Genomic DNA, 26,704 nt, shown 5'->3' with positions numbered 1-26,704 from the left:
AATGGCGACCGTTTCGCATCTTAACTATGGTTTGTGGCGGCATCCGCGTGACCAGACGCATCGCTATACCAGCGTAAAATACTGGACAGATCTTGCGCGTTCAGTCGAGCGGGGTGGGTTTGACTGTCTGTTTATTGCGGATGCGCTTGGTCAGATAGATGTTTACGGGGGCAGCCCGGAGGCATCACTGCGGCATGGCATTCAGTCACCCCTGATAGATCCATTGTTGCTGGTTTCTGCCATGGCAGCGGCGACCGAAAAGCTTGGCTTTGGTATTACGCTTTCCACAACATATGAGCAGCCTTATCTGGCAGCCAGAAAGTTTAGTACATTAGACCACCTGAGTAACGGACGAATTGGCTGGAATGTTGTGACCTCTCAACAAGAGAGTGCTGCCCGCAATTTAGGGTTAACGCAGCAGGTTGCGCACGATAAACGCTATGATGTTGCTGAGGAGTTTTTGGAGGTTACTTATAAACTCTGGCAGGATTCATGGGAGGATGATGCGGTTGTTCGAGAAAAAGATTTGAATGACAGCATGTATACAGACCCAGATAAAGTACATCCGATTGCGCATAAAGGCACTTACTTTACCGTTCCCGACGGGCACGTCACAGAACCTAGCCCGCAGCGCGTGCCTGTTATTTTGCAGGCAGGGACATCGGCGCGAGGGTCAGACTTTGCTGCACGCCATGCAGAAGTGGTGTTTGTGGTGGGGGCTGGCGCGGAGGGTGTGCGTGGGAATGTACGCCGTATTCGGCAGCAAGCGGTCACGCATGGTCGTAAGCCGGAGAATGTAAAATTCATTACAGCCGTCGCTGTGGTGGTGGCTGAAACGGATGAGGCCGCACAGGAAAAGTTCAAGGAATACTATCAATACTATGATCCTGTAGGATCTATTATTCATTATTCTTCCATGACAGGCGTGGATTTCTCAAAAATTCCACGCGAGAGTGTTATTCGTTACCAGAAAACAGAAGCGAGCCAGTCTGTGCTGCGTCAGTTTGACCCGACCGTGAGTGGGCGGGAGTGGACCCTGGATAACGCTGCCAATCCGGCTGGAAGTTTTGGCAGGGCTCGCACCTTTATAGGGTCTGCCAGCACTGTGGCTGACCAGTTGGAACAATGGCTGGATGATACTGAAACGGACGGCATTAATCTGATTCAGTTGATTAACCCGGAAAGCTTTGAAGACTTTGGCAGACTGGTTGTGCCGGAATTGCGCAAGCGTGGGCGTATCAGAGCCTCTGCCAGTGCAACATTGAGGGAAACTCTTTTTCCTGAAAATCAAACGGCGCGTCCGCCAGCTGATCACCCGGCTGCACGGCATGAACTGCCTGAAGCCAGACGGGCTGGATAAAGGGGAGGGAGGCATGACAAGACTGGCACAGGTTCCCGATAAAAGCCCCTTTGACTTTAGCTTCCAGTATATTGGGCTTTTACTGTTTATGATTGGAGACGGGGTCGAGGTTGGTTACCTCTCTCCTTTTCTTGTCAGGCATGGTCTCACTGAGCACTTTGTTGCTCTTGTTTTTACAGTTTACGGGCTTGCTGCGGCGGTTTCTGCATGGGGATCTGGCGTTCTGTGTGACCGTTTTGGGTGCCGCAAAGTTATTTTTGCCGGCATCTTGTTATGGGTTGTGCCTCAGGTTCTTTTTCTTGCCGTGGCCGTACCGTCCCATTCCGGGTGGCAAATACTTTTGACCTATGGCGTAAGAGGTTTTGGATACCCGTTACTGGCTTACGGTATTCTGACCTTGCTGGTCAGAGAAGTTCGGATAAGCCAGCGGGGGTTAGCTTCTGGCCTGTTCTGGTTCTGCTTTACATGCGGCCTGCCAACCCTTGGGACCGTTGTGGCCAGTTTTTCTCTGCCTGTTTTTGGAGAGTATGGCACATTCTGGGTGGCCTTTGTGGCTGTCATTTTAGGGGGCGGGCTAGCTCTTGTTCTGCGGGATAAAGAGGCAGGAGCAGGCGCTCTTCCTCACTCTCAGGTGGCGCTCCCAGCTCCGGGCGAGCTTGTAGGTGTTATCCGTGCTCATCCCTCACTGGTCTTAACCTGCATTGTGCGAGCCATAAATTCGAGCGCAACGCATGGCATTATTGTTTTTATGCCATTTTACTTCATCAGCACACTTGGTCTTTCAAACGCACAGTGGATGCGGTTTTTAGAAACTATTTTTGCAAGTAATATTGTCTGTAATCTCTTTTTCGGAGCCTTGAGCGACCGTGTTTCCTGGCGCGGCACGATTATGTGGGTGGGGGGCGTAGGGAGTGGCCTGGCCAGTTTATTGCTTTACTGGGTTCCTGCGCATTTCGGTCATATCTCTCCCATAGCGTTGTACGGTTCGGCGGCATTTTTCGGACTGACTCTTGCTGGCTATGTTCCACTTTCAGCTTTGGCGCCATCTTTACTGCCCGACAGGAAAGGGCTTGCCATGTCTTTTCTGAACTTTGGCGCCGGGTGCAGTGTCTGGATCGGGCCGCTTATTGTTTATGTCTTTCAGCCGTTTTTTGGTGTTGGTGGCGTTATGGTTGTTTATGCAGCGTTGTTCGTCTTAAGCGGTTTATTGGTCTACTTTATCAAACTTCCAGAAGAACTTGATGCGGCTTCTGCTGCGCGTTCTCATCTCCCGTCTTCATTTTCTTTTGCGCGACGCTGATAAAGGGGTTTCCTGATGTCTTCTGCTCTTGAAAAAACACGTCTGTCTGTCGAAAAAGTTGGAAGCCGCTTAGGCGCAGTTCTGCATGGTATTGATGCCAAACAGCCGCTTTCAGACGTGCAGAAAGATTTTTTACGCACAGAGCTTGTTAAAAACAAGGTGATTTTCCTTAAAAAGCAGTTTTTGGATGATGCCCAGCATGAAGCGCTCAGCCGTGTTTTTGGTGAGCCAATTTTGCACCCAACCATTGCGGCACCAAAAGGCACAAAATACACTTTTGAGCTTAAGTCCCGGCATGGGCGTTCAACAGATTCCTGGCATACAGATGTAACTTTTGTGCCGGATTACCCCAAGGCTTCCATTCTGAGGGCTCTTCATATTCCGCCTTATGGAGGCAGCACAATCTGGGCCAACACGGCCACGGCCTATGATGATTTGCCACAGCCCTTAAAAGCTCTGGCGGATACGGCATGGGGCATTCATTCCAATGATTATGATACGAACTATTATAAATTTGATGGCAAAAAAGGAGAGATTGCCGCCTTTCGTGCGGAGTTTCTTTCAAAATTATATGTGACAGAACATCCGGTCGTGCGGGTACATCCGGAAAGTGGGGAAAAAACGCTTATTCTGGGTCACTTTATTATTGGGCTGGATGGTTTCCCCACGCGTGAAGCCAATGCGCTGGTCGATATTCTGCAAGGCTACATCACCCAGGTAGAAAACACGGTCACATGGCGTTGGGAAGAAGGGGACGTTGCTATATGGGATAACCGGGCGACACAACATTACGCCCCCGCTGATTTTGACCAGCAGGCCCGGGAATTACGGCGAATAACCGTTAAGGGAGATGTGCCTGTAAGTATTGACGGACGGCAAAGCCAGTTCGTGCATAAACCGTAACGTAAGATTGTTTTAAAAGAAGATAATCTGGTCATTATATACGAGTGCAGGGGGGGGGGGCGTTGTGTCCTGCATGGTCGCTCGTAACGGGAGCATCTGGTCTCTCTTCTTTCCGATACTACGTAGAAAGCCAGGATGAGTTGATCTGAGAGGGGTTTGATGAGACTCAGCCCCTCCTGGGGACATGGAGAAAAATGGCAATTCAAACACAAATAGGTGCGCGTCTTTATATGATATTGATTCTCATTTGCGTTTGTGTGAGGGTTGGCGTGATGTGACGCTCAAGACCTTGCTGCTTTTGCGAAAAATGGCGGCTTTGAAGACATTTTATTGGATGGAGGGGCAATGTTTGTTGCTATGAATCGTTTTAAAGTCCGTCCGGAAAAAGAAGCCGAGTTCAAAAGTCGCTGGCTTGACCGGGAGGTCCTGTTGAGGGGAGCTCCCGCGTCAGATTATCTTGCCTATGCGTCCCAGACAGTCTGGGCATCGCGAGAGGCTTACGACGCATGGCGTAAGTCGGAACTGTTTCATGTCGCACATAAAGGCATGGAGCAGGGTGACGTTTTGACACTCGAAAAGCGCGAATTCAGTGGGTATGACGTGCTCCGCACTGTCGCTGGGCAGGAGCAGGCAGCCTGATGAAAACAGAATGGGGAACAAACAGGGGCGAGGGTCAGCGGTCAGCTGGGTTTTTGCTGTCTCGTCGCTCTGTGGGAGCCATGCTGGCTTTTGGAGTAGCTTCAGCCTCTGTGCCGCGTGTCGGCTTAGCCCAAGAGGCGACAAATACAGGTGCTGACCGTATTGTAACAGATTGCCGGGGGCGGCGCGTTACACTCCGCGGTGCAACACGAATAGCCAGCATTGGTGGCCCCATAACTGAGACACTCTATGCGCTAGGGTGCTCAAATGAGATTTTAGCCGTGGATCAAACGTCCACATGGCCAGAGCAGGCGCGAAAAGAGAAAAAAGATCTTGGTTACATGCGCGCCATTTCGTCCGAGGGAGTTTTGTCCCTGCGGCCGGATTTGGTTCTGGCCATGAATGATTCAGGGCCACCCGCTGCCATGGATCAGCTTATGGCCTCCGGTGTCCCGGTTGTGTTTGTGGATGCGACACCATCCCCTGAGGCTATTGAAGGACGCATTCGTTTTTTGGCAGATATCGTTGGCGCCAGGCAGAAAGGCGAGGAATTGTGCAGCTCCATAGCCGGACAGTTCAGGCAACTGGAGGCATGGCGGAGTGCGCATGCAGGAAAGCCACGTGTGTTGTTTGTTATGCGCATGACAAACAATCGCCCTATGGCTGCCGGCACAGGAACGGCAGCAGACGCCATGATCCGTCTTGCGGGAGGCGTGAACGCCGGAACTGGCATGCAGGGTTATAAAATCGTGGATCAGGAAAATCTGGTTGCACTTCGGCCTGATATTATCCTGCTCATGGATCAGACCGCTGCTGCTATTCGCTCAGCTCTTCAGGCTGACCCTGGCTTTAAACTGACCCCGGCTGGGCGCAATCATGCCTTTGTGAGTATGGAAGGGGAGCGTCTGCTGGGCTTTGGCCCCCGCACGCCTCAGGCCGCCCTTGATCTCGCCAGAATGATGGCCGCGGTGGGTCATCCTGCATGACCATGGCCCGGCGGCATGCAGTTCTGTTTCTGTGTGCTTTGTTGCCATTGCTGATGCTGATTATGGCCGCCTCCCTCAATATGGGGGCGACAGGCGTACATCTGACGGCTCTGTGGCAAGGTGATACGCAGGCTGATAGCTTTGCAGATCGGGTTGTGCTGACCCAGATCCGTGGTCCGCGTGTTGTTATGGCGGGTCTTACCGGAGCGGCTCTGGCTGTGGCTGGTGCTGTCATGCAGGGGCTTTTTCGGAATCCACTGGCAGATCCCGGATTGATCGGCGTGTCTTCCGGCGCAGCTTTGGCCACAGCCTGTATGATTGTGCTGGGCGGGGCATGGCTGGATTTAGGGGGCGTGGGCGTGCATGCGGCGATCATGGGGGCAGCGTGGGTCGTGCCCATGGCGGGCATGCTGGGCAGTTTTGCGGCAGCCTGTTTGCTCTATCTGTTTGCAACGCGCGGCGGGGCGACCTCTGTCAGTATGATCCTGCTGGCGGGTGTGGCATTCAGCGCATTTTCTGGCGCGCTAACAGGTATTCTTATCTTCCGTGCTAATGACACGGCCTTACGTGATCTGACCTTCTGGACCATGGGCAGTTTTGCCGGTGCGACATGGTCGCGTATTGGTCTGTTATGTCCCTTTTTGTCGGTGGCGGCCGGGATAACGGCATATCTGGCGTCGCCCCTGAACGCTTTGCTACTGGGGGAGAGTGATGCACGACTGATGGGCTACCCTGTGGAGCGTATCAAGCGGCTCGCCATGTTCTCGGTTGCCTGCGCGGTGGGGCCCACGGTTTCCTTTGTTGGCGCCATTGGGTTTGTGGGCGTTGTGGTTCCGCATCTGGTGCGGTTGGTGACGGGGCCGGACCACCGGCTGGTGCTGCCGGGGAGTGCCTTGCTGGGGGCAATTCTGCTGATAGCGGCAGACACGCTGGCACGGGTTATTGCCATGCCAGCCGATGTGCCTGTGGGGATTGTGACAGCGGTATTAGGCACACCCGTTTTTGTCTGGCTGCTCACGCGTGTGCATGACAGGGAGGCACTGTCATGAGACTATCCTTGCGGAACGCTGGCTGGCGCGTTCGAGGCAAAGATATTGTGCACGGAGCCTCTCTGGATTTTGAGCCTGCTCAGCTAACCGCCATTATCGGCCCCAACGGAGCCGGTAAAAGCACGTTGCTCCAGCTTGCTAGCGGATTGCTGCCTGCAACCAGTGGCGATGTGTGGTTGGGAAATGCTCCTATAACCACACTTCCGCCTGCTCAGTTGGCGGCTAGTCGGGCCATGTTGATGCAGGATTGCCCATTACGCGCCCGGTTCACGTTGCGTGACCTCGTGGCAATGGGTGCCCAGGTTTCTGCTCCCTTCATGAGTAGCGCAACCCGTTTGGAGCTTGCGGACGTGTTGCTGGAACGGGTTGGGTTGGCAGCCTTTGCTGAGCGCGACGTCATGGACCTGTCAGGAGGTGAGCGCCAGCGCGTTCATCTGGCGCGGGTCTTGATGCAACTGGAGGCAGCGGTGAAGGATACGGGCAGGCCGCCGGGTTTTTTGTTGCTGGACGAGCCAATCTCGGCTCAGGATCTGTCCCGGCAGCATCTGGTGCTTAATCTGGCGCGCGCCCATGCCACAGCTGGTGGGGGAGTTGTGCTGGTCGTGCATGATCTGAATTGGGCGGCAGCCTGCGCGGACCATATTGTGGTGGTGCATGAGGGCGCTATTTACGCACAGGGGCCGCCGGAACAGGTTTTAACCAATGCGCTGGCGAGCCGCGTGTTCGGATTGGAAGAGGGGCGGGTGAACCTGCATGCCGTTACCGGAAAACCCTACGTTTTACCGCATGATATAATTTGCCAATAATGGTTGAAGGAAAGAAACAGCCCATGTCTCAATATATTGCCATGAATCGCTTTTTGGTGGCTCCGGAAAATGAAGATGCTTTTCAGAAACGTTGGTTGGAACGTGAAGTCTTATTGAAAACTGTTCCCGGTTTTGTCAGTTTTCAGTTTCTGAAAGGGCCTGAAAAAGAAGGCGCCAGGCTCTATGCCTCTCACACTGTGTGGGATTCATATAATGCGTTTGTGGACTGGACGCAGTCTGAGCAGTTTCGTCAGGCCCATGCAGGAGCGGGGCAGGGACGCGCTCTGACTGCCGGGCCTCCTGTGTTTGAAGGATTCACCGTGTTGCAGGATGTCACAGCCTGATATTTAAAATTGTAGTATAAGAAAATTTTAATGGCCTGAAACTCCCTCGGGATTTCAGGCCATTCTATTGTTTGGGTGGTTAAGCAGGTATGCTGATCACTAAATCCGGTGTCGTCATATATTTTTTGACGCGCATAAAGGCTGCTCGCGCACCGGTTGTCGCCAGAACAGGGTCAAACCCTGCATGGTCAATAGCGCTTTTGAATGCGTTCCAGGATGCGCCTCGTCCTCCCGGATCTGCGGCAAGGTGGCGGGCACCGAAGGTATCGGTAAAGCCTATTTTCTCAACAAGCTTTGTTAGAAAATTAGCACCCAGTTTGGATCCTTCTGCCACGTAGAGCCACCCGGCAGCGGTAGACGCATCCGGTGTGTCTACGGGGCTCACGTCCTCGGGGAAGGGCAGGCCGAGATCCTGCATATCCTGACAAACGTGTGTAAAGCGGTTTCTGGCGGTCAGATCCGGGATGATCTCCAGCAGCTGAGCATGGTTGTACAGAGCATTAGCATCCCTGTGAAACAGATACTGTAGTTTCACAAAGCTCTTGTATTTATCAGCGTTGGAGAACAGGCCATGCGCCATGATGCCTTTATCCAGATCCTCATGAAGCGTGTAAGTGGCGTCTTTTAGGCGTAGAGAAAGGGAGAGGGGGTCAGACGTTCTGGTCATGTTTTTGGCCCTTACGACATAAACGCATTCAGAACGATGCGAATGTGTGTCTTATTTAACGCAAATGAGAATCATATGCAATAAGGGCTTGCTGAAACCTGATCTGCTGTGCATCATAAAATGAGAATGATTCTCAATTAATAACATGACGGATGCACAATGATAACGCTGCCTCTTTTCTGCCGGGCCATGCGTTACCGGATGCTGGCGACAACAGCACTGGCGTATGCTTGCGTAACACCGGTTTTTGCGGCCACGACGGAACCCGTTCCCGCCAAAACAGAAACATCAACCAAGGCCAGTGCAGGTAAAAATAGTCAAAAATCCCCCTCGGTTTCGCCCGCTACAGTCGTGCTGGGGCCCGTAAAAGTGCAGGGCAAGACTGATATTCTGGATTCCATGAAGTTTAATCCAGACAAGGATCATAGTGCGGTGGGGAAGGCGGGGGTGCTGACAACCACAACTACCCTCAAAACATTACGTGACCGACAGATAGACAGCCTGGAAGACTTTGCTCGACGAGTAGATGCTTCGGTTAACTACAGTAATGGTAATTCCAGTATCAACATTCGTGGCCTTGATCAGAACCGCATTCTGACCACCATAGACGGTGTGCGTATGCCCTGGGCAAATGATGGAGCCTATGCAGGGTCTTTCAATTCTGCTCAGGGGGGCGTCAATAATTTCGACTTCAATGCGCTTGGCGCCATCGACGTGGTTAAAAGCGCAGATTCCAGCTTTTTTGGCACAGGCGCGCTGGGAGGAGTGATAGCCCTGCGCACGCTGGATCCGGAAGACTTGCTTAAACCGGGCAAAACCTTCGGGGGGCTGACCAAACTGACCTACAATGGAGCCAGTGAGGCGGCATTGCTGAATCAGGCGTTTGCTGCACGTTATAAAAACACGGTCTTTCTGCTCCAGGGAGGCTATCAGAACGGGAGCGAAACCGGCAACCGCGGCGATATTTACGGATATGGACGGACACGAACTGCAAGAAACCCTGCCTCATATGATCAGGGGAGTTTTCTGGGGAAAATCCGGCATTATTTTGCGGGCGGCCATAGGATTGGTCTGACTGGCGAATGGTTTGACCGAAACTATGACGAACGTACGAGGACATCAGAAACAACGGCGACAAATGTCTATCGTACACGCAGTGAGAACCAGCGGTCTCGTGTATCTGCTAATTACGATTATCAGGCGAGTAGTCCTACCGCCCTGTTTAGCGAGGCCCATTTTCTGGCGTATTGGCAAAGCATTCAGACCGATACGGATATTACAAACAATGACCCCGCCAGACCTACGGCCTATATGCACCAGCACCTGACTTTGCCTGTAGAGTCCTATGGTGTAACTGGCTCAGCCACAAACAACATTTTCACTGGTCCTCTGCATCACGTGCTGACTTATGGTGGGGAAGTCTTTCTGACGGATACCTATCAGACTCAAACGGGCCAGCGGGCTGTATCAAACGCCTATACCCACGATAATTTTTCCGACATGCCCAAAGTCCATGGGACGGATATGGGGGCCATTGTTCAGGATCGTATTGGCATTGGTCGGGGTGAATGGCTGCATATTACGCCCGGTTTCCGGTTTGATTACTTCCAGCGTGACCCGCACAATACGGCTTCCTACATGGCTAATGCCGGTTATGCAGGACTGCCCCACGGGGCGCATGGATCTCACTTTTCCCCAAAGGTTCTGGTAGAAGCGCGTATTGCCAAAGACCTTATTCTGTATGGGCAGTATGCCGAAGCATATCGTGCACCCTCTGCAACCGAGGAATATCTGAATTACAGCACCCCGCCTGTTTATCAGGTTGTTGGTAACCCGGACCTTAAGCCTGAAAATAGCCGGGGATGGGAAGTTGGTATGAAATATGGAAATTCAGAACGCGGTGCAAAAATTTCCTTCTATGATAACCACTATCATAACTTCATAGACATGATGGGGATCAGCGGCTGCACTGGTTATATGCTGTGCTACGGCTCTACTAATCTGGCGCATGTCCGTATTTATGGGGTGGAAGCCAGCGGCAACTGGGCGTTTGATGACCACTGGCATGTATGGGGATCACTGGCATATGCGGATGGCCGTGACCAGGATCGGAATTTCCACCTGAGTTCGGTTTCCCCTTTTCGCGGTATTATCGGGTTTGGGTATAAGACAAAACGCTGGGGTGCTGATCTGTCGGGCACGTTTGCGTCCGGGCGTGACAATGCCAAATATCTGACTTCAACCGGCACATTAACCAACCAGTGGAAAACGCCCGGCTATGTTATTTTTGACATGACGGGCTGGTATAGCCCGTCATTTTATAAGCCGCTGCGTATTCAGGCCGGGATGTATAATATTTTTGACAAGGCGTATTATAATGCGGCTTCTCTGCCATATGGTCAGTCATCCAGCTCTCTCTCCGAGCGGTACTACACGCAGCCGGGGCGCTCTTTCAAAGTGACAGCCCGGATTGAGTTTTGAAGCCTCTGAATTTTGTATGGAAATTTTAAGAAATGGAGCAGTCTATTTTTCGGAGAAATATTATTATATATCAATGGATTGGAAAAATATTTTAATGTTAGGTTTATGATCAGCAAGGTGAGGGGGAGCGCAGAAATTTGCGCTTTCCTCCGCCCTAAGGGGGAGATATTCCATCATCCCCTCATTCTTTTCCTTGAAAACATACCGTCTGGACGGTATGTGAATTTTCATGAACAGGAAACCAAAACGCGTCAACAAACCAGATGTGGTGAAAAACGATCTGCTTAATGCGGCAGGGCGGATACTCGTCACGAATGGTATTCAGGCTTTTACGCTGGAACTGGTGGCAAAAGAGGCAAGCGTCAGTAAAGGCGGTTTGCTGCACCATTTCCCTAATAAGAAAGCGTTGCTTGATGGTCTGTTTATGCGTGAGATGGACCTGTTTAAGCATGAAATTCTGACGTCGATACAGAATGACCCGGTCGAGTTCGGGCGTGCTGCGCGGGCTTATATTGGCCTCAATCAGGTTAGCACACATGAGACGCCAGTCATCATTCGCCATCTGCTGGCCGCTATGTTGATTGACCCACAACTCAGCCAGGAATGGATACAGCATTACTGGAGCGTTATCCGATCTGTTGGCCTGTTTGATGGCATGACGCCAGCGCTTTTGCTTGCCTGCATGGCTGCTGATGGCCTTTCTCTCTGGGACATTCTGGAAGCTGATATTCTTGACCAGAACACCCGTGAGGATCTCCATAGCCTCATGGCGCAGTTAACGCAGCCTCCAGGGAAAGCGCACTAAAATGCGAGGATATTTCTTTATCTTCATGACAGTGCTTTCAGAGGTTGTGGCGACTGCCGCTCAAAAAGAAGCTCTGGATTTTACCAGGATTCTTCCCACAATCGTCATGGTGATTGGCTACATCTCCTCCTTTATATTTCTTGCCCTGTCTCTTCGCCTTGTTCCTATGGGCATTGTCTACGCAGGCTCTGCTGGTCTTTCTATTGTTTTGGCTAATCTTGCAGGGTGGATTTACTTTCGGGATCAGCTTAGTGGGCATCAGGCTGCCGGAATACTTCTTATCTTGGTCGGCATTTCGGTTATTGCTGCTCCGCAGTAAAAACGAAGTCTGCCTTTACTTTCGGAAATTACCATGTTGTGTCGAACCTGTTCAGAGATCCTGAAAAGGACGCTGCCTCTGTTTGCGGTCTGCTGCCTTTTGGGCTGCAAACCGACATCGTCTCCGGTAAAGCATCTGTCTCTTCCTGCTGTGCGGGTTCTCAAGGTGCAGGATGCCTCATCTGGGAAGACTGTTTTTGTTGGGCGATACAGGGCGAGCAGAAGTATTCCTCTTGCTCCAACGCAGGCGGGGCGTCTTACAGCAATCTCTGTCGTCAACGGCCAGTATGTTCATCAGGGCGATGTTCTGGCGGTATTTGAAGACAGACTTCTGCTGAAGGTGGAAGCGCAGGCTCAGGGCGAAGTTGATGCTGCCCGCGCCGAACTCAATCAGGCCGCAGCGACCTACAAAAGAAGCCGGGGGCTGGACGCGATAGGGGGACTGTCCTCTGGAACAGTCGAAGAGCGTGCAGCTTCATGGCGGCTGGCTGAGGGAAAATACAAATCAGCCCTTGCAGCTTTAACGCAGGCTCAGATTCAGGTGGCTGAAACCAGAGTGCGGGCTCCCGAAGATGGTCAGATCATCAGCGTCACGGGCATTCCGGGAAGCCTCGTTGGGGCCGGAAGTGAAATCATCCGGCAGTCTGCAGGCGCGGCTGAAGTCCACTTCAAGGTTCCCTCATCCTCGTCCTGGACGGTTGGGGATGCGGCGGAGGTAAGTGTGCCTGCCAGCCAGCATGGCCAGTCCGTTCCCGCTCTTATCAGAGACGTTGGCAGTGTGGATGAGGCAAGTCAGACGCAGGAGATAAAACTGCAGCTGGCCCATCCGCTGCCTGTGGCAGTCAACAGCCTCGTCACGGTTCGTCTTGCACCGCATGAGGTGTCCCGTGTGGCGCGGGTGCCGCTCACAGCTCTGGTTTCAGAGGATCAGGTACATGCGCATTTGTGGGGGGTGACAGAAGGGCAGGAGCCTCGTCTTGTTCTGCGACACGTAAAAATTGCCGGGTTGAGAGGGGCAGATGCGTTAGTGGAAGGACTGAAGGCCGGGGAACGGATTGTCACCAATAGTGATGCGTCGTTCCATCAGGATCAGGCGGTTCAGTGTGTCAGTCAGGTGAGTGAACGCTGATGATGGAGCGTTTCAACGTCTCGCGGTGGGCTGTCGGACACCCAGCACTTGTCAGCTTCATGATGGCCTGTTTGTTTCTTGCTGGGGGATACGGTTTTTTTCACCTTGGGCGTGCAGAGGATCCGGCTTTTACGCTCAAGAACATGATTGTTTCTGCGCAATGGCCGGGGGCAAGTGCGCAGCAGATGCAAAGGCAGGTTGCGGAGCCGCTTGAACAGGGGCTGCGTGATGTCGAAGCTATAGATATTCTCAGCACCTATTGCGTCCCGGCTGCGTGTGTGACGCAGGTTTTTCTCAAGGATGATGAGAGAAAGGAACGTGTTCCGGGTATCTGGCAGAAGATCCGCAACAAGTTATCCGATCTTGGTCCCAGCTTGCCGTCTGGCGTCGCTCTTGCTGCCAATGATGATTATGCGGATGTCTATGGGTACGTGTTTGCACTGACTGGTGGAGAAAATGCTGAACTCATAAAAACATCTGAATATTTGAAGAAGATTTTCCAGACCGTTCATGGTGTGGGGAAAGTCCAGATTAGCGGCGAAATTCCTCAGCAGATTACGGTCGATATTGATCCGCAGCAGAGTGCCGCAAAGAGTATAAGTCTCGAGCAGGTTGCCAGATCGCTTCAGAGCCGATCAGGACTGGCTTCTGGCGGTTCGGTGGATTTTACGACCGTTGTTCCTCTGAGTGTTTCCGGAGCCCTTGATGGCGTCCGGTCGGTAGAAAATACGCCAATAACCGGCCATTCCGGCACTGTGCGGGTCAGAGATATTGCGCAGGTCAGCCGTGACTATGCAGATCCTGCGCCTTCGCTAATCCGCTACAGTGGGAAGCCCGCCGTTGTTATCGCAGTCGCAATGGCAGACGGCGCAGATGGACTGACGCTCGGCAAGGCGCTTCAGAAGGCGGCGGCTTCGGCAGAACTTCCCGCAGGCATGATGCTGACGCAGGTGGAGGACCAGAGCAGCGTGATCCGTGAGGCGGTGAATACGTTCCTGATCAAGTTTGTTGTGGCTCTGAGTGTTGTTCTTCTGGTGGCCTTTGTCAGTCTGGGCTGGAAAGCCGGGATTATTGTGGCCTGCTCCGTGCCGCTGACATTGTCCGGCGTCAGCCTCTACATGGGTATGGAGCATATCGGGCTGGACCGTATCTCGCTTGGCGCACTCATCCTCTCGCTCGGGCTACTGGTGGACGATGCCATTATCAGTATCGAAGCCATGGTTGTGCAGCTGGAACTGGGGCGTAGCCGGGAAGAAGCGGCATCCTTTGCATGGAGCCATACGGCCTTTCCGATGCTGACAGGCACAGTGCTGACGGTTATCAGCTTTCTGCCGGTGGGCCTGGCTCAGTCGACAACGGGTGAATATGCCGGGGAGATTTTCTGGGTGAGTGGCGCGGCGCTGCTCTTCAGCTGGATTGTCGCGGTGTTTTTCATCCCTTTTCTGGGTGTTCATCTTCTCCCTGAGCCCAAAAAGCATAGGTCGGTCTCTTATGAGCATGGGGTGACGACACTCTTGCGCCTTATTCTGGGAACGAGCCTGCGTTACAAGAAAACCGTGGCAGGCGGGACTGTGCTTTTACTGGTCCTGGCATGTGGTGGCTTCCTGTTTGTTGACCAGCAGTTTTTCCCTCAGTCAGATCGCCCGGAAGTGATTGTGGACGTTGCCATGCCACCGGGGACAGCTCTGGGGGAAACCAACAAGGCGGTGCGCATTCTGGAAAAGCGTCTTATGGGGAGCCCTGCGCTGCGGCATATGGAAGCGCATATTGGTGATGGCGCCCCGCGCTTTTATCTTCCCTATGCCCCTGCCACGCCGAGCGCTGCGCACGCCACACTTCTTCTTGTCGCACAGGACCTGACAGCGCGAGAAGACCTTATTCACCAGATTGAAGGACTGTCTCTTCCTGTAGGAGTGCATCTGCATGTGCAGCGTCTGTCTCTGGGGCCAACGGCGGATTTCCCGGTGCAATATCGCATTGTAGGACCGGACCCGGAGACGTTGCGTTCACTTGCTCAGGAGGTTGATGCCATTCTGCGGGATACCGAGGGGGCCGTTTCCGTGCAGGCAGACTGGGGAAACCGGACACCTAGTCTGACTTTGGATGCTGATGCCGAGAAACTGGCATATTTTGAAACAGATCGCGTCAGCGTCGCCGCCCAGCTACAGGCTGCTATTTCCGGAGAAATTGCCGGCGATATTCCCGATGGTCACCATCATATTCCGGTCCTTGTGCGCGCCTCCCGTGCTGTGCGTTCTGATCCGGGAGTGTGGGGGAACCTTCCCATCGTAACGGGAGCCGCCGTCGTGCCGCTCAGTCAGCTTGGAACTCTAAGGGTGACGAACGATTTTCCCATTCTCTGGCAGAGAAATGGCGAACTCTGCATGACCGTGCAGTCAGGTGTCGCCACCGGCATCCAGCCCGCGACAGTGGTGGAACGTGCAATCCCAGCAATAGAAGCTCTGCGGAAGAGACTGCCGGCAGGCTACAGACTTGAAACGGGGGGAGACGTCGAGCTTTCCTCAACGGCCGATAATGCGATTTTCGCGTTTCTTCCGCTGACTGGAGGGCTGATGCTGCTGGTTTTGATGATCCAGTTGCAAAGCTTCAGTCGTTCTCTGCTTGTGCTGTTTTCGGCGCCCCTTGGTCTGATTGGGATGGTGTCTGGGCTGCTGATGACCGGTGCTCCCTTTGGCTTTGTAGCGTTGCTGGGTCTGATTGCGCTGGCTGGCATGATCATGCGTAATACGATCCTGCTGGTTGACCAGATCCAGTTCAATCACAGCAACAGCGTGTCTCTCCATGATGCCATTATTGATGCGACTTTAACGCGCGCACGCCCAGTCTGCCTGACGGCTGTAGCTGCTGTTCTGGCTTTTATTCCGCTCAGCTTCAATGTGTTCTGGGGACCAATGGCTATTGTCATGATTGGCGGTCTTGTTGGCGGAACGGTGCTGACATTGATTGCTGTACCGGCATTTTACGCTGTGTTGTTTGACCGTAACGTGCCGGTTCAGGACGTATCCGCTCATGTCTGAAAAGCGCTTTCCTTCTTGCAGAATAGGCATGTTCCTGTTTCCAGCGTTGTTCGCGGTGGCAGGGTGCGCCATGGGGCCAGATTTCGTGCCGCCTAAACCGGTGTTACCGGACCACTGGCAAAATGCAGTGAACAATGCGGCTTCTCAGCCTTCTTCTGCGCCGTGGTGGGGGATTTTTAACGATCCCGTGCTGGATAGCCTCATGCGTCGTGCGGAAAACGGCAATCTTGATATGGCGCTGGCGCGTGAGCGGATCAGGACTGCCAGAATACAACGCCGCGCTGCCTCGGCTGAAAGCCTGCCGTCACTAAATGGGCAGGCGTCCTATACACATGAGCGCCTTGGAACAGCGGGGGTAGGGCAGGTTTTGCAGCCTCTGTTGGGGCTTTCTCCGGAAGCAGGGTTACACGAGCCGGAGGGCGTTTCCTATACGAACTATAGTATTGGCGCGGTTGCGTCATGGGAGCTTGACCTTTGGGGGCGCCAGCGCCGCTTGCGGGAAGCAGCAAAGGCGGAATACTCTGCTGTGCAGGCCGATATGGACGCCATGCATCTCTCGACACAGGCAGAACTGGCAAGGACCTATTTCCAATGGCTATGGGTTTCTGATCGTCTGAACAGAGCAGACAAAGCGGTGGACCGTGCGAAGCAACTCCTCACTATAGCGGAAGCAGTTCGCGCACGGGGTCTTCTTGCGAGTGTCGATCTGGAAAAACAGCAAAATTTCTACCAGACGGCTCTCGGCGAAAAAGAGGCTCTTGCCGCGCAACAGGCTTCCCTCCATCGGGCTCTGGCCGTGCTTGCCGCAGGGCGGCCGGATGTGGAAATACCCGAACTGGCAAAGCCCGCAAGCCTTCTTGAGATGAAAATTCCAGAAGTTGCTGCTGGTATTCCTTCCGAGATGGCCAGAAAACGTCCGGATATTCGGGCAACAGAGGCTCGCCTTCATGCCGCCACGGCAACGATTGGCATGGCACAGGCCGATTTCTACCCGCAGATTACCCTGACGGGGCAGATCAGCCTTGATGCTCTGACTGTTGCCGAACTGGGGTGGAATGCACGCAATACATCTTTTGGTCCCACGCTTTCACTCCCGATTTTTAATGGCGGGCGGCTGTCTCGCCAGCTTGAACTCCGCCATTCCGAGCAGCGAAGTGCAGGCATCTCTTATCAAGGCGTTGTTCTGAATGCGTGGATTGAAATTGAAAACCTCTTATCCCGCGAGAACGTATTTAGATCACAGTATCAGAGACAGCGCGTTCTGCTTGATAGTGAAAAAAACCGTATGGCCGTTCTTCAGAAACGCTACCAGCATGGTGATATTTCACAAGAAGATCTGCTGACAGCCTCTTTTTCTGAAAGTGATAGTGCAGAAAATCTGGCTCGGACACATGCCGAGCTTTTGACCAATGTGGTTGATCTCAAAACAGCAGTGGGGAATTAAGGGCCATTAACAAAGGCGCTGTAGGGGGAGGGGCACCGGCACCGGCTGACCACCCTTCTCTGGCGGTCAGCCGGTATTCGTTATCGCGCGGGTGTTGCTTCGCACGTTAGAAATTAAAGGACCCACGCACATAGTAGTAACCGCCCATAAATCCGGACGGAGAATATGTGGCGTATCGGTAAGAGCCTGTTGGGGCAGCAGCCGCACGGCTTACCTGTGTAGGGTATTTGTTAAACAGGTTGTTGGCGCCCACAGAAACATGCGCACGCTCTGTAATACCGACATCCAGATTGATATCCGTATTCCATTGCGGGCGAACCTTGGTCCAGGTGGATGAGGGCTGAGACGGGCTGACAATAAACGTCACACTACCATAACGCTGCTCCTGAATGCTCAGCGTATAACGGCCCTTGTGCCAGACCAGAGACAGTGTTTCCCGGTTCTTGGGAGAGGTATGCAGAAGATCGTTCTGGGAGAATTTATTGTAATAATCCTGTCCGTAAGCAGCCAGAATTTCCGGCGTCTTGCGATAACGGGAAATCTGCGTATCAGCGATATTAACATTAACACCGAACTGCAAGCTGTGGCCCTGCGGCAAATTCAGCAGATAGGTTGCGTTGACATCCCCGCCATTGGTCACGGTATCAACGGGATTGGTGTAATATTGCACATACCGAACGCCGGAGATGCCAGCGCTTTCCAGCAGTCCTTCAATAGACGCACCACCAAAGTTGGACGTGCTTTCCAGGCGGTCATTAATACCAATGCGGTAGAGATTGGCGGTGACATGGAAATTATCGACCGGGGTTGCGTCTATTCCTACACTGTAACTGCGTGAATATTCGCCCTTGCGGCCTTCTGCACCCAATAGGCGGGCAATCTGACTGGTGGAAGAGGCATAAGCAGACTGATACCCCGGCGTGGAGAAAATAGTGCTGTAATACAGTCCAGCGAGGGTAGGTGGCCGATATCCGGTATTGATGTTGGCGCGGATGGCCCAGCGTTTGTTAAAATTGTAGCGTGTGCCGATAGACCCGGTAAACGCCGTAATCGTATCCGAATAGTTTGTGGCGTGGCCACCGAGCGTCCATTCCCATTTTTTGGTGGCCCATAAATCAAGATTGATGTGACCATCAAAAATATCACGGTAATGGTTGCCGGCAGCGGAAGGCGGGGTACCAGAATAGGCTGACGCACCGGGAGCCGCAGCCTGTCCCGCATCAGGGCCGTCCAGAATGGCAACGCCGCCATCGCCCCAGGATTGTGTATCGCCCTGCGTCATCTGGAAGGTATCGTGCCGGTATTCTCCTCCCAGTTCCACACCCAGCGGCTTTGCCAGAATGGCAGAAGGGATATCGCGGGACATTTTGAAACCTGCGGTCAGGTCTGACGCAATATTGGTGCCATTATAAAATTTCGTCTGACTGTTCAGGCCGTAGGTGGGACTGATTGTATCATACGCGCCATAGCGAAGCTGGTCGCGCCCATACAGCACATAGGCATCCCAGTTCCAGCCATAGAAATCCCGGCCACGAATACCACCATTAACCTGAAAGTCGTTTTCTTCCGTTGTCAGATGCGGGGAAAATCCGTTGGGGAAAATTGCCCGGACATTTGCATCATTATTGGCTGTGCGGAAAAAGCCGGGAGCATCCACATCCCGGTGGCTATAGGTGGTGGTGGTGTAGAGCGAAATTTTATCGGTCAGCGGCAGAGAGCCGTTTGCGCTAAAAAGTTCGGACAGCGAACGGCTGATACCCTGAATACGGTTAACGTCATTCCCGATTTTCTGCTCACGCGGATCCAGAGAGCCATCAGGCAGGCTGAAATACTTCTGAGTCGTATTTAAACCGGAACGATTAGTGGGCTGCTGATGGGTTATTTGCGTGGCAAGGTCCAGAAAGCCTCCGTGGTGGCCAAGCGCAAAATTATAATCCCCGTAGCCGTCAATGCCGACGCCATCGCCAGCATAGTACCCACTATCCTGCAGGTTGATAGAGCCTTTACCCGGCGTGGATTTCAAAACGATATTGACCGCCCCACCAATAGCTTCCTGCCCGTAAAGGGCTGTTGCGCCATCCATGATAATTTCAACATGGTCGATCGCACTGATGGGAATCAGGCTGATATCTGTGGGCTGAGAGCCCGTGGCAGGTCCAGTATTGAAATTGAAGTTTGCTCCCAGATGCCGCCGTTTACCATTCACCAGCACAAGGGTTTCATCCGGCCCCAGATTTCGCAGGATCATCAGTCGGGCCACGTTGTTTGAACCAATGCCGCCTGCCGGGGGGGAGTTAATGGCAGGGGCCATCTGCGCCAGCGCGGCAATAACATTGGTCTGCCCGGTGGCCATGAGTTCCTTGGCAGTCACAACGTCCACATGCGTGGTGCTGTGTCGCCGCGTATTGTTGGAAAGTGCGCCAATACCGGTTGTTACAGCGCCGGAGACCAGAACGGATTCCGGTTCAGCAACCTGTGTTTTTGTTGTGGTGCTGGTTGCTGCGTAAGCTGATCCCGCCAGATCCAGACTGGCAATAACACCAAGAGCAAGGTTTTTCTTCATCATGTGCCATACCAGAAAAAGGGGTGAATCGAATAATTTCTGATTATATGGAATGATTTCAAAACGACAAACAAAAACTCATTAAATTTAGTAAAATAATTATACAACTAAAATATGTAGTGGAATATAAAAGGATAGGAAACCTCTTTCTATCAACTTACCCTTTCAGGAAATTTCTCGGAAATTGAGCTAAAAAGCAGGTAGGTTGCAGCAATCAGACCGATTGCAACGCCACTCATGACAAAGATAGCGGGAGCCATGGCTTTTCCGCTGATACTGATAAGCCATGTTACGATCAGCTGAGAAAAACCGCCGACTACCAGAACCACCATGTTATTCACAATGGCAAGCATGGTGGTGCGGGACGCAGGAGAGAGAATCTGCGTGATGAGTGTGCAGTAAGATCCGAGAAACATCCCACTGACAAAAGAAAGACTGACCTGCATGATAATCAGGCGGGTAATGGAAGGGGCGGCCACGAGCCATGCGTAAAGAGGCCAGAGGATAGCAAGGTAGGTCGCAAGGCTTACGAAAATAATGACCTTCTTGTTTAGAAAATCAGAAAGATATCCGCTGAAAGGAACCACAAGGAGCATGGACGCAGCAGCTGACATCTGCACAAGGTAAGAGCCGGTGAGGGAGAGATGCAGAATTTTTGTCGCGTATGTCACGACATATCCGTAAATAATGTAGAAAGAGACCGTGCTGGCAGTAACCAGTCCCATCCCGGTCAGAATTTCACGCCATTGCGTTGTCAGGCTTTTCATCATGCCTGGGGATTGTGTAGATTTACGTTTACCCGCAGCGGTGCCTGACATTTTAAGGCGAATTGTCAGGATGAGGGGAATGATGAAGAGGCCAAAAGCAAATGGAAGCCGCCAGGCCCAGGCATGCACCTGTTCCGGCGTGCACCATGTTGTCATCAGATAACCAACGCTGCCGCCGAGAACCTGCGCAATAATCTGGCCCGTAATCTGCCAGGATCCGAAAAAACCTTTGCGGCCAGCAGGCGCCATTTCCACCAGAAAGGTCGTGGACGTTGCAAACTCTCCACCAACGGAAAATCCCTGCAGCAGTCTGGCGACGGCAATCATGATCGCGCCTGTTATCCCGGCCTGTTCATAAGTGGGGGCGCAGGTGATAAGGGCTACGGCAACGGCCATTAAGCCCATGCCGAGTGTCATGGCTTCCTGCCTGCTGCGGCGGTCTGCATATAACCCAAGGCAAATGCCGCCTAGCGGACGGGTGAAAAAGCCCACGCCAAACAGGGCCGTAGACATAAGAATGGCTGAGACACTTCCGGCAGACTTTGGAAAAAACAATGTGCTGATAATAGGGATCATGTACGAAAAAATGGTGAAATCGTACCATTCCAGCGCATTGCCGCCGATTGATCCGATAATGGCACCCCAGCGTGTTCGGGCTGTATGCGGTCTGTCCGTCATGTCGGTGTCTTTCAAAAACGCCGTTGAGGCAAATGCCACTCTCAGGGGGCTAAGGTGGAGTGGCCCAGCGTATGCATCAGACGATTGGCCCAGCCAAAAATGCCGACGGCGCAAATCAGATCAAAAATTTCCAGATCAGATAGTCCGTGGTCTTTTAGAAAGGCGACATCAGAGCACGCAAATGTTCCGGGGGATCGGGTCAGTTTGACAGAAAAATCAAAAATCGGCTGCCAGTATTCATCATTCAGGCAGGCCTCCGGACCTTCTGCAAAAATGATTTCCACCAGTTCCGGTCTTTTTGTCAGCTGGATAAAGCGCCGGGCATGAACAGAGGCGCAATACAGGCAGTGATTGATGAGGGAACAGCCAAGCGCACCCATTTCACGGCCTGCGCGAGAAAGGCCATCCCGCCCGTACATAATGGCGTTGAATAAGGGAGAGCGCACGGCAAGGCTTTCCGGGTCATGTGCCAAAGTCAGCACATAGTCCGAAATTTTTGTATTGGAGGGCGTGATTTTCATTGCGGCCCGCTGTTCTTGGGTCGCGTCTTCCAGTCGCACGGGCTGAAGGTAGGGGACCCAGTCCAGTGGTTCGGCTGTAAAGCCGACGCTCTCCGAACCGGTAACTGCTTCAGGTTCAGCCGTCTGTGCAGGGGACAATGTGCCTGCCATGGCCTGCATACCAAGCGTGATGCGAGCCAGATAGCAAACGCAAGCAATCAATTCAGCCAGATGTACTATTTCCGCATCCGTCAGTCCGGCATTTCGGAGGCTCAGAATATCGGCGCGGGTTGCGTCTTTTGGGCGCAGCGTGACGAGGTCTGCATACTGGGTAAGGGCTGCCAGAAATACATCCTGCTCTGAAGCGGCTTCTTCATGCGCCAGCGCAGTCAGGGCAGGGGGCGGCGCAAGCGTTTCCAACGCTTCTAGGTAAACAGAGGCCAGCATGGGCGCGCAGGACTGGCGCGCCATACGGGCGGCCAGAGCCGTACGGATGCTGTGTGTGAGGCAACCCGGCTTCTGCGGAGAAACGACAGCAGCGTTCGCCTGTGCGCTCATGCTCAGAATATCAGAGCGCATCCTTACGACGTCGGGCAGCTCATTTCTTTGAGCCCCGGTGCGCGCAGATGCCGCAATGGCAGACAGGAATGACGAGATATCCATGCAGAAGCGGGTCCATAATCGTTTCTATTCCGCACGATATTGATCCGGATTGCGCATAGCAAGAAGATTATCATTCATTTTCCAAATTCTTTCTTGCTGGCTGTTCGCTGCGCGCATACAGTCCTGAGTCATGAAAACTGATCTTCCGGATCTCAAACAGCTAGAAGCCTTCTGCGCGGTGGTCGCCGTAGGCAGTCTGACGGGGGCTGCGCGTCTTCTGGAGCGCTCGCAACCCGCCATGACGCGGCTTATTCAGGATCTGGAAGCATCCCTCGGCTTTGCGCTGTTTCATCGCAATGGGCCGCGCATTGTGCCCACAGAGCAGGGGATGCAGTTTCATGTGGATGCCGAGAGGCTTCTGGCGAATGTCCGCCGTCTGCATGAACGCGTGGAAGCCATTGCGCAAAATCAGACCGCGTCCTTTGAAATCGCGGCAATTCCCGCGCTGGCTACTGGGTTAATCCCCTATGCTCTGGCGCAACTGCCTGCCAATCTTCTGCCGGACGCGATCCATGTTCAGTCAGTCAGTGCTGAACAGGTTGTGCAGTCTGTTATGGAGCGCCGGGCAGATCTGGGCGCGGCGAGCTTTCCAGTCAGTCATCCGGAACTCGATGTGTTATGGGTGGGGCAGTCCCGTTGCGTGGCTGTGCTGGATCGTGCAGATCCTCTGGTGTCCTGTCCGGTTGTAAGGCTGGCGGACCTAGTTTCCCGCAGACTGGTGACGATTGCCAACCCGTATCGCCTTCGTAACCGCGTGGAAAAAGCGTTTTTGAAAATAGGCGCTTTCCCTGCCTCCATTATTGACACGAACACCAGTGTCACGGCTCTGGCCATGGTGCGGGCCCAGCTGGGGGTTGCTATTGTAGAGCCAGCCACAGCGTGCGGCCTGCTATTGCAGGATACGGTAGTCAGGCCGCTGGATACGGCTATTCCTTTCTTTTTTGGCATTGTGAAGGCCTCCGGTCGCCCGCTTACGCCGGGTCTGGAGGCAGTCGTGGATGCTTTGCGCACAGCATCTGCGGCACAATTACCAGACTTTGTGCTGCATGAACGTGTCAGCGCTGAAATTACGGAAGAGGCCCTGCATGGTCTGGGTGGCCCTTCCTCATCCCCATTGCCCGGAGACTGGCAGGTATGACGCTTTCCTCCCCCTCTGAATTACCTGGTGGCCTTGAAAAGCTTGAGGAACGGCTTAAGCAGGATCTGTCCTGGCTGGAACTGCCTGCAAAAAGCTGGGTGCCGCAACGGTGTGTCGACAATCGCACTGTGCGCGATGTGGTCATTATTGGTGGGGGGATGGCAGGGCTGACAGCGTCCGGCATGCTGACGCGCTATGGGGTGCGGAATCATGTTGTGTATGATCGCGCTCCCGCAGGGCGTGAAGGGCCATGGGTGACATATGCCCGCATGGAAACCTTACGTTCCCCCAAAACGCTGACTGGCCCCTGCCTTGGTCTGCCTGCGCTAACCTTCCGTGCATGGTACGAGTCCCGCTTTGGTGTGGATGCCTGGGCAGAGCTAGGCTTTATCCCGCGCGAAACGTGGATGGAATATCTGCGCTGGTTTAGAAAGGTTCTCGATCTTCCTGTTGAAAACGAGACAGAGCTTCTGGATATCCGCTATCGGGACGATGGTCTTCTGGATCTTCTCCTGCGCCAGCAGGGGCGGGAAGAAAGTGTTTTGGCGCGGCACCTTGCACTGGCCACCGGCCGCGATGGTCTGGGTGGCGGCTATATACCGGAAATTTTCAAAGCCTTGCCGCCGGCGTTCCGTGCGCACTCGGAAGATGCGATTGATTTTGAAGCACTCCGGGGCCGCAGGGTGACTGTTATTGGGGCTGGTGCCTCTGCAATGGATAATGCAGCCGCCGCACTTGAGGCCGGAGCAGCCCGGGTGGATATGCTGATACGCCGGAAGGATATTCCGCGGATCAACAAGTTTACGGGCATTGGGAGTCAGGGTGTTGTTCACGGTTTTCAGGCGTTGCCTGATGCGTGGAAATGGCGTTTTCTGGATTATACCCTTGCGGCACAAACACCGCCGCCACGGCCCAGCACCTTACGTGTTTCAAAACACCCTAATGCGTTTTTCCATCTTGGTTGCCCGGTGGAGGCTGTTGCGGTGGAGGACGATCATCTGCGTGTGACAACGCCTCGCGGCGTGTTTGAAACAGATTTCCTTATCGCGGCGACGGGCTTTGCGGTTGATCTTGACCAGAGGCCGGAACTAAAATCAATCGCACCGAGCATTCGCTTCTGGAAAGATCGCTTTACGCCTGCGCCGGAAGATAATCCTTCGGGTTACCTGAATCCTGAGCTGGAATTTTCCCCCGATCTGGGGCCAGCGTTTGAGTTTCAGCCGAAAGACGGCGTTGTTTGTCCGGCACTTGAAAAAATTCACTGCTTTTGCTTTCCGGCAACACTTTCCCATGGAAAAGTGAGTGGGGATATTCCGGCTATTAGTGACGGCGCAGACAGACTGGCTAAGGGGATTGTCAGCAGCTTGTTTGTTGAAGATCGAGCTATTCATTATCGCAATCTGGAGCAGTTCAACACGTCAGAGTTGCAGGGAGATGAATGGCAGGATGTTGGGTTCTGAGCGAGTTTAGCTTTTTGACTATGACCATCTGCTTATCGGCAGATGGTCGGGGAGTGTCTGCTTCTTGTTTCCCGGAAGAAAGCAATCAAACATAAAACAATATTTTCCCTTTTTCGTATTTTGTTTTGCATCCAAGCAAAAATGAGACTGCCTGCGCAAAATCCTTTATTTTCAATAAATCAAAGCTGCCTGAAATTTTGCGTTGGTTCAGACTGTTGCTGGAAATCAGACATTGTGTGTCGGAATACTGATTGAATTCCTCGACAGCGGCCTGAAGTGTAGAATTATTTAAAATAATCTGCCCGTTTCGCCATGCTTGCTGCACGAGCAATGCATCTCCGGTGAGGGGATGGCTTTTAATAAGCTCTGGACAATCACTTTTTGAATTAGAAAAATGGAAAACCTGCGGAGATGTGATGGCGTGGTGTTGTGCCTCCCTAAGCCAGTTCATCGTTCCGGCATAGAGAGACAGAATAATGGTCTCTCCTTGTAATTTAATATCAAAATTAGTGTTTTTTCCGACAAGCTTTAACGCACCAGCGGAAATCCACGTTTGATTGCGCCGGATCTCCATCCCAATACGCCCATCGGCAACCTGCATGATATTTTTTGTTTTTGATGACGAGAAATAGGCGCCTGAGCGCGCGTCTACGGTGACGCGATTGCCGTTCCAGACATACTGTTGAGGTGCCTGTCGCCCCCTATAGCGCATAACAAAATGGTCATGCACTTTTTCCGGCATGCATAGGCCGACCAATCCTGCAGCCACTGCCGACCCCATAAACAGTCGGCGGGTGGTGGTTGGAGCCGAACGATGAGCGGTCGATCGTTCGTTCTGTGCAGTAGTTCTATAGTTTAGAGCCTGATAAACACTTTTTGCTTGTACGTAAGCGCCAAGGTTGCGGGCATCGGCGTTGAGCCATGCTGCAAGGTCCTGCTGTTCGCTTGGAGAGAGGTCTCGAGCATCAGCGAGAGCAACCCAGTGCGTTGCGTCTGCCTGACGCGTCTTGCCGTCTGCTACGGGAGAAGAATACAGCAAGGCACTCTCATTCTATTATCAAGAGGATCATGCAAAGCAAAATACGTTACTCGAGGCTTTGCCCGGCTTCTATCAGCCTCTGCAGGCCGCGACTAACGTGTCGCTCAACCGCCCGTAGTGAAAGGCCGAGTTTCTGGGCGATCGTGGCATGACTGTAATTGTAGATTTTCCGAAGAATAAAAACATCTTTGCAGGGACTGGGGAGTGTCATCATTTGTTCTTTAAGCCAGTCAAGCCGCTGACGAGAGGAGAAATTCTGCTCCGGGTTCGGCTGGGTATCCGCCACGTTATGCGCTTCCAGACCTAAACTTGTATCAATATAAACAATTTTTGCGCGTCTGGCGTGTTCAAAAACCAGATTTCGGGCGCAGGAGAAAAAATAAGCCCGACCGTTCTGGATCTCCTGATAGGGCGCTGAACAGAAGCGGGCGTAACACTCCTGAATAATGTCATCTGCCGTCATGCCGGGCAGAGTTGTCCGGTTGAGCCAGCCCCGTATTGCGGGCTCATACGGCATGACGTTCTGCGTGATCCATGTCATACGGTCTGCATCCGGTAGGAGGGGCAGTGCATCACACTGTGGTGGTGAGGGATCGTGCGTGCTGTGCTCACCTGTATCACAATCTA

The 26,704-nt window shown here is 53.1% G+C and carries 22 protein-coding genes; 16 read left to right on the top strand and 6 right to left on the bottom strand.

Going from position 1 to position 26,704, the window contains the following annotated elements; all coding sequences use genetic code 11:
- Position 1: 1 nt before the first annotated feature.
- From ACHQGU_RS07835 to ACHQGU_RS07800, 8 genes are all read left to right on the top strand, one after another.
- The gene (locus ACHQGU_RS07835) at positions 2-1,360 is read left to right on the top strand and encodes an LLM class flavin-dependent oxidoreductase (RefSeq protein ID WP_395494568.1); all 1,359 of its coding nucleotides are present in this window, start codon (positions 2-4) and stop codon (positions 1,358-1,360) included.
- Between the two features lie 13 nt (positions 1,361-1,373).
- On the top strand, positions 1,374-2,660 hold the full coding sequence (locus ACHQGU_RS07830) for an MFS transporter (protein WP_395494567.1): 1,287 nt from the start codon (positions 1,374-1,376) through the stop codon (positions 2,658-2,660).
- A gap of 15 nt (positions 2,661-2,675) precedes the next feature.
- Positions 2,676-3,563, top strand: coding sequence for a TauD/TfdA dioxygenase family protein (locus ACHQGU_RS07825; protein ID WP_395494566.1), 888 nt, complete (start codon positions 2,676-2,678; stop codon positions 3,561-3,563).
- A 357-nt stretch (positions 3,564-3,920) separates the two neighbouring features.
- Complete coding sequence (locus tag ACHQGU_RS07820; RefSeq protein ID WP_395494565.1) at positions 3,921-4,202, top strand: antibiotic biosynthesis monooxygenase family protein; 282 nt, start codon at positions 3,921-3,923, stop codon at positions 4,200-4,202.
- Entirely contained in the window at positions 4,202-5,188 is a 987-nt protein-coding gene (locus ACHQGU_RS07815; RefSeq protein WP_395494564.1) for a hemin ABC transporter substrate-binding protein, read from the top strand. Before ACHQGU_RS07820 ends, ACHQGU_RS07815 begins: the two co-directional genes overlap by 1 nt.
- A complete protein-coding gene (locus ACHQGU_RS07810) occupies positions 5,185-6,237 on the top strand; it encodes a FecCD family ABC transporter permease (RefSeq protein ID WP_395494563.1) in 1,053 nt (350 codons plus the stop codon). The genes ACHQGU_RS07815 and ACHQGU_RS07810 overlap by 4 nt, the downstream gene beginning before the upstream one ends.
- Complete coding sequence (locus ACHQGU_RS07805; RefSeq protein ID WP_395494562.1) at positions 6,234-7,043, top strand: ATP-binding cassette domain-containing protein; 810 nt, start codon at positions 6,234-6,236, stop codon at positions 7,041-7,043. Before ACHQGU_RS07810 ends, ACHQGU_RS07805 begins: the two co-directional genes overlap by 4 nt.
- Before the next feature lie 23 nt (positions 7,044-7,066).
- Complete coding sequence (locus ACHQGU_RS07800) at positions 7,067-7,387, top strand: antibiotic biosynthesis monooxygenase (protein ID WP_253559305.1); 321 nt, start codon at positions 7,067-7,069, stop codon at positions 7,385-7,387.
- A gap of 79 nt (positions 7,388-7,466) precedes the next feature.
- On the opposite strand, the gene ACHQGU_RS07795 is transcribed toward ACHQGU_RS07800, so the two are convergent.
- Positions 7,467-8,054 (bottom strand): biliverdin-producing heme oxygenase, encoded by a 588-nt coding sequence (locus tag ACHQGU_RS07795; protein WP_395494561.1) that lies wholly within the window; start codon positions 8,052-8,054, stop codon positions 7,467-7,469.
- Positions 8,055-8,213: 159 nt separating this feature from the next.
- Here ACHQGU_RS07795 and ACHQGU_RS07790 point away from each other — a divergent pair, with 159 nt between their 5' ends.
- The 6 genes from ACHQGU_RS07790 to ACHQGU_RS07765 all read left to right on the top strand — a co-directional run bounded on the left by ACHQGU_RS07790 (position 8,214) and on the right by ACHQGU_RS07765 (position 17,269).
- Complete coding sequence (locus ACHQGU_RS07790) at positions 8,214-10,535, top strand: TonB-dependent hemoglobin/transferrin/lactoferrin family receptor (protein WP_215755303.1); 2,322 nt, start codon at positions 8,214-8,216, stop codon at positions 10,533-10,535.
- Positions 10,536-10,764: 229 nt separating this feature from the next.
- On the top strand, positions 10,765-11,340 hold the full coding sequence (locus tag ACHQGU_RS07785; RefSeq protein WP_395494560.1) for a TetR/AcrR family transcriptional regulator: 576 nt from the start codon (positions 10,765-10,767) through the stop codon (positions 11,338-11,340).
- Position 11,341: 1 nt separating this feature from the next.
- Positions 11,342-11,659: a multidrug efflux SMR transporter gene (locus ACHQGU_RS07780; RefSeq protein WP_062272424.1), complete on the top strand. Its 318-nt coding sequence runs from the start codon at positions 11,342-11,344 to the stop codon at positions 11,657-11,659.
- Positions 11,660-11,758: 99 nt separating this feature from the next.
- Positions 11,759-12,787, top strand: a complete 1,029-nt coding sequence (locus tag ACHQGU_RS07775) for an efflux RND transporter periplasmic adaptor subunit (RefSeq protein WP_395494559.1) — start codon at positions 11,759-11,761, stop codon at positions 12,785-12,787.
- A complete protein-coding gene (locus ACHQGU_RS07770; protein WP_395494558.1) occupies positions 12,787-15,825 on the top strand; it encodes an efflux RND transporter permease subunit in 3,039 nt (1,012 codons plus the stop codon). Before ACHQGU_RS07775 ends, ACHQGU_RS07770 begins: the two co-directional genes overlap by 1 nt.
- A gap of 28 nt (positions 15,826-15,853) precedes the next feature.
- Positions 15,854-17,269, top strand: coding sequence for an efflux transporter outer membrane subunit (locus tag ACHQGU_RS07765; protein WP_395494557.1), 1,416 nt, complete (start codon positions 15,854-15,856; stop codon positions 17,267-17,269).
- 106 nt (positions 17,270-17,375) lie between these two features.
- Here the strand turns inward: ACHQGU_RS07765 and ACHQGU_RS07760 are convergent, their stop codons facing one another.
- From ACHQGU_RS07760 to ACHQGU_RS07750, 3 genes are all read right to left on the bottom strand, one after another.
- A complete protein-coding gene (locus tag ACHQGU_RS07760) occupies positions 17,376-19,835 on the bottom strand; it encodes a TonB-dependent receptor plug domain-containing protein (RefSeq protein ID WP_395494556.1) in 2,460 nt (819 codons plus the stop codon).
- A gap of 149 nt (positions 19,836-19,984) precedes the next feature.
- Positions 19,985-21,277: an MFS transporter gene (locus tag ACHQGU_RS07755; protein ID WP_395494555.1), complete on the bottom strand. Its 1,293-nt coding sequence runs from the start codon at positions 21,275-21,277 to the stop codon at positions 19,985-19,987.
- A gap of 41 nt (positions 21,278-21,318) precedes the next feature.
- Positions 21,319-22,440: a peroxidase-related enzyme gene (locus ACHQGU_RS07750; RefSeq protein WP_395494554.1), complete on the bottom strand. Its 1,122-nt coding sequence runs from the start codon at positions 22,438-22,440 to the stop codon at positions 21,319-21,321.
- A gap of 130 nt (positions 22,441-22,570) precedes the next feature.
- On the opposite strand from ACHQGU_RS07750, the gene ACHQGU_RS07745 reads away from it, so the two are divergent.
- Complete coding sequence (locus tag ACHQGU_RS07745) at positions 22,571-23,578, top strand: LysR family transcriptional regulator (RefSeq protein WP_062250009.1); 1,008 nt, start codon at positions 22,571-22,573, stop codon at positions 23,576-23,578.
- Positions 23,575-25,038, top strand: a complete 1,464-nt coding sequence (locus tag ACHQGU_RS07740; protein WP_395494553.1) for an NAD(P)-binding domain-containing protein — start codon at positions 23,575-23,577, stop codon at positions 25,036-25,038. Before ACHQGU_RS07745 ends, ACHQGU_RS07740 begins: the two co-directional genes overlap by 4 nt.
- Before the next feature lie 85 nt (positions 25,039-25,123).
- Here ACHQGU_RS07740 and ACHQGU_RS07735 read toward each other — a convergent pair whose 3' ends face one another.
- On the bottom strand, positions 25,124-26,077 hold the full coding sequence (locus tag ACHQGU_RS07735; RefSeq protein ID WP_395494552.1) for a FecR/PupR family sigma factor regulator: 954 nt from the start codon (positions 26,075-26,077) through the stop codon (positions 25,124-25,126).
- A 46-nt stretch (positions 26,078-26,123) separates the two neighbouring features.
- Positions 26,124-26,540 (bottom strand): RNA polymerase sigma factor, encoded by a 417-nt coding sequence (locus ACHQGU_RS07730; protein WP_395494551.1) that lies wholly within the window; start codon positions 26,538-26,540, stop codon positions 26,124-26,126.
- Between the last annotated feature and the right edge of the window lie 164 nt (positions 26,541-26,704).

The sequence above is a fragment of the Acetobacter sp. KSO5 genome, assembly GCF_044094635.1.
In the GTDB taxonomy this organism is placed as follows: Bacteria; Pseudomonadota; Alphaproteobacteria; order Acetobacterales; family Acetobacteraceae; genus Acetobacter; species Acetobacter cerevisiae.
Note: the sequence above shows the minus strand (reverse complement) of the source record. Positions and strands in the feature narration are given on the sequence as shown.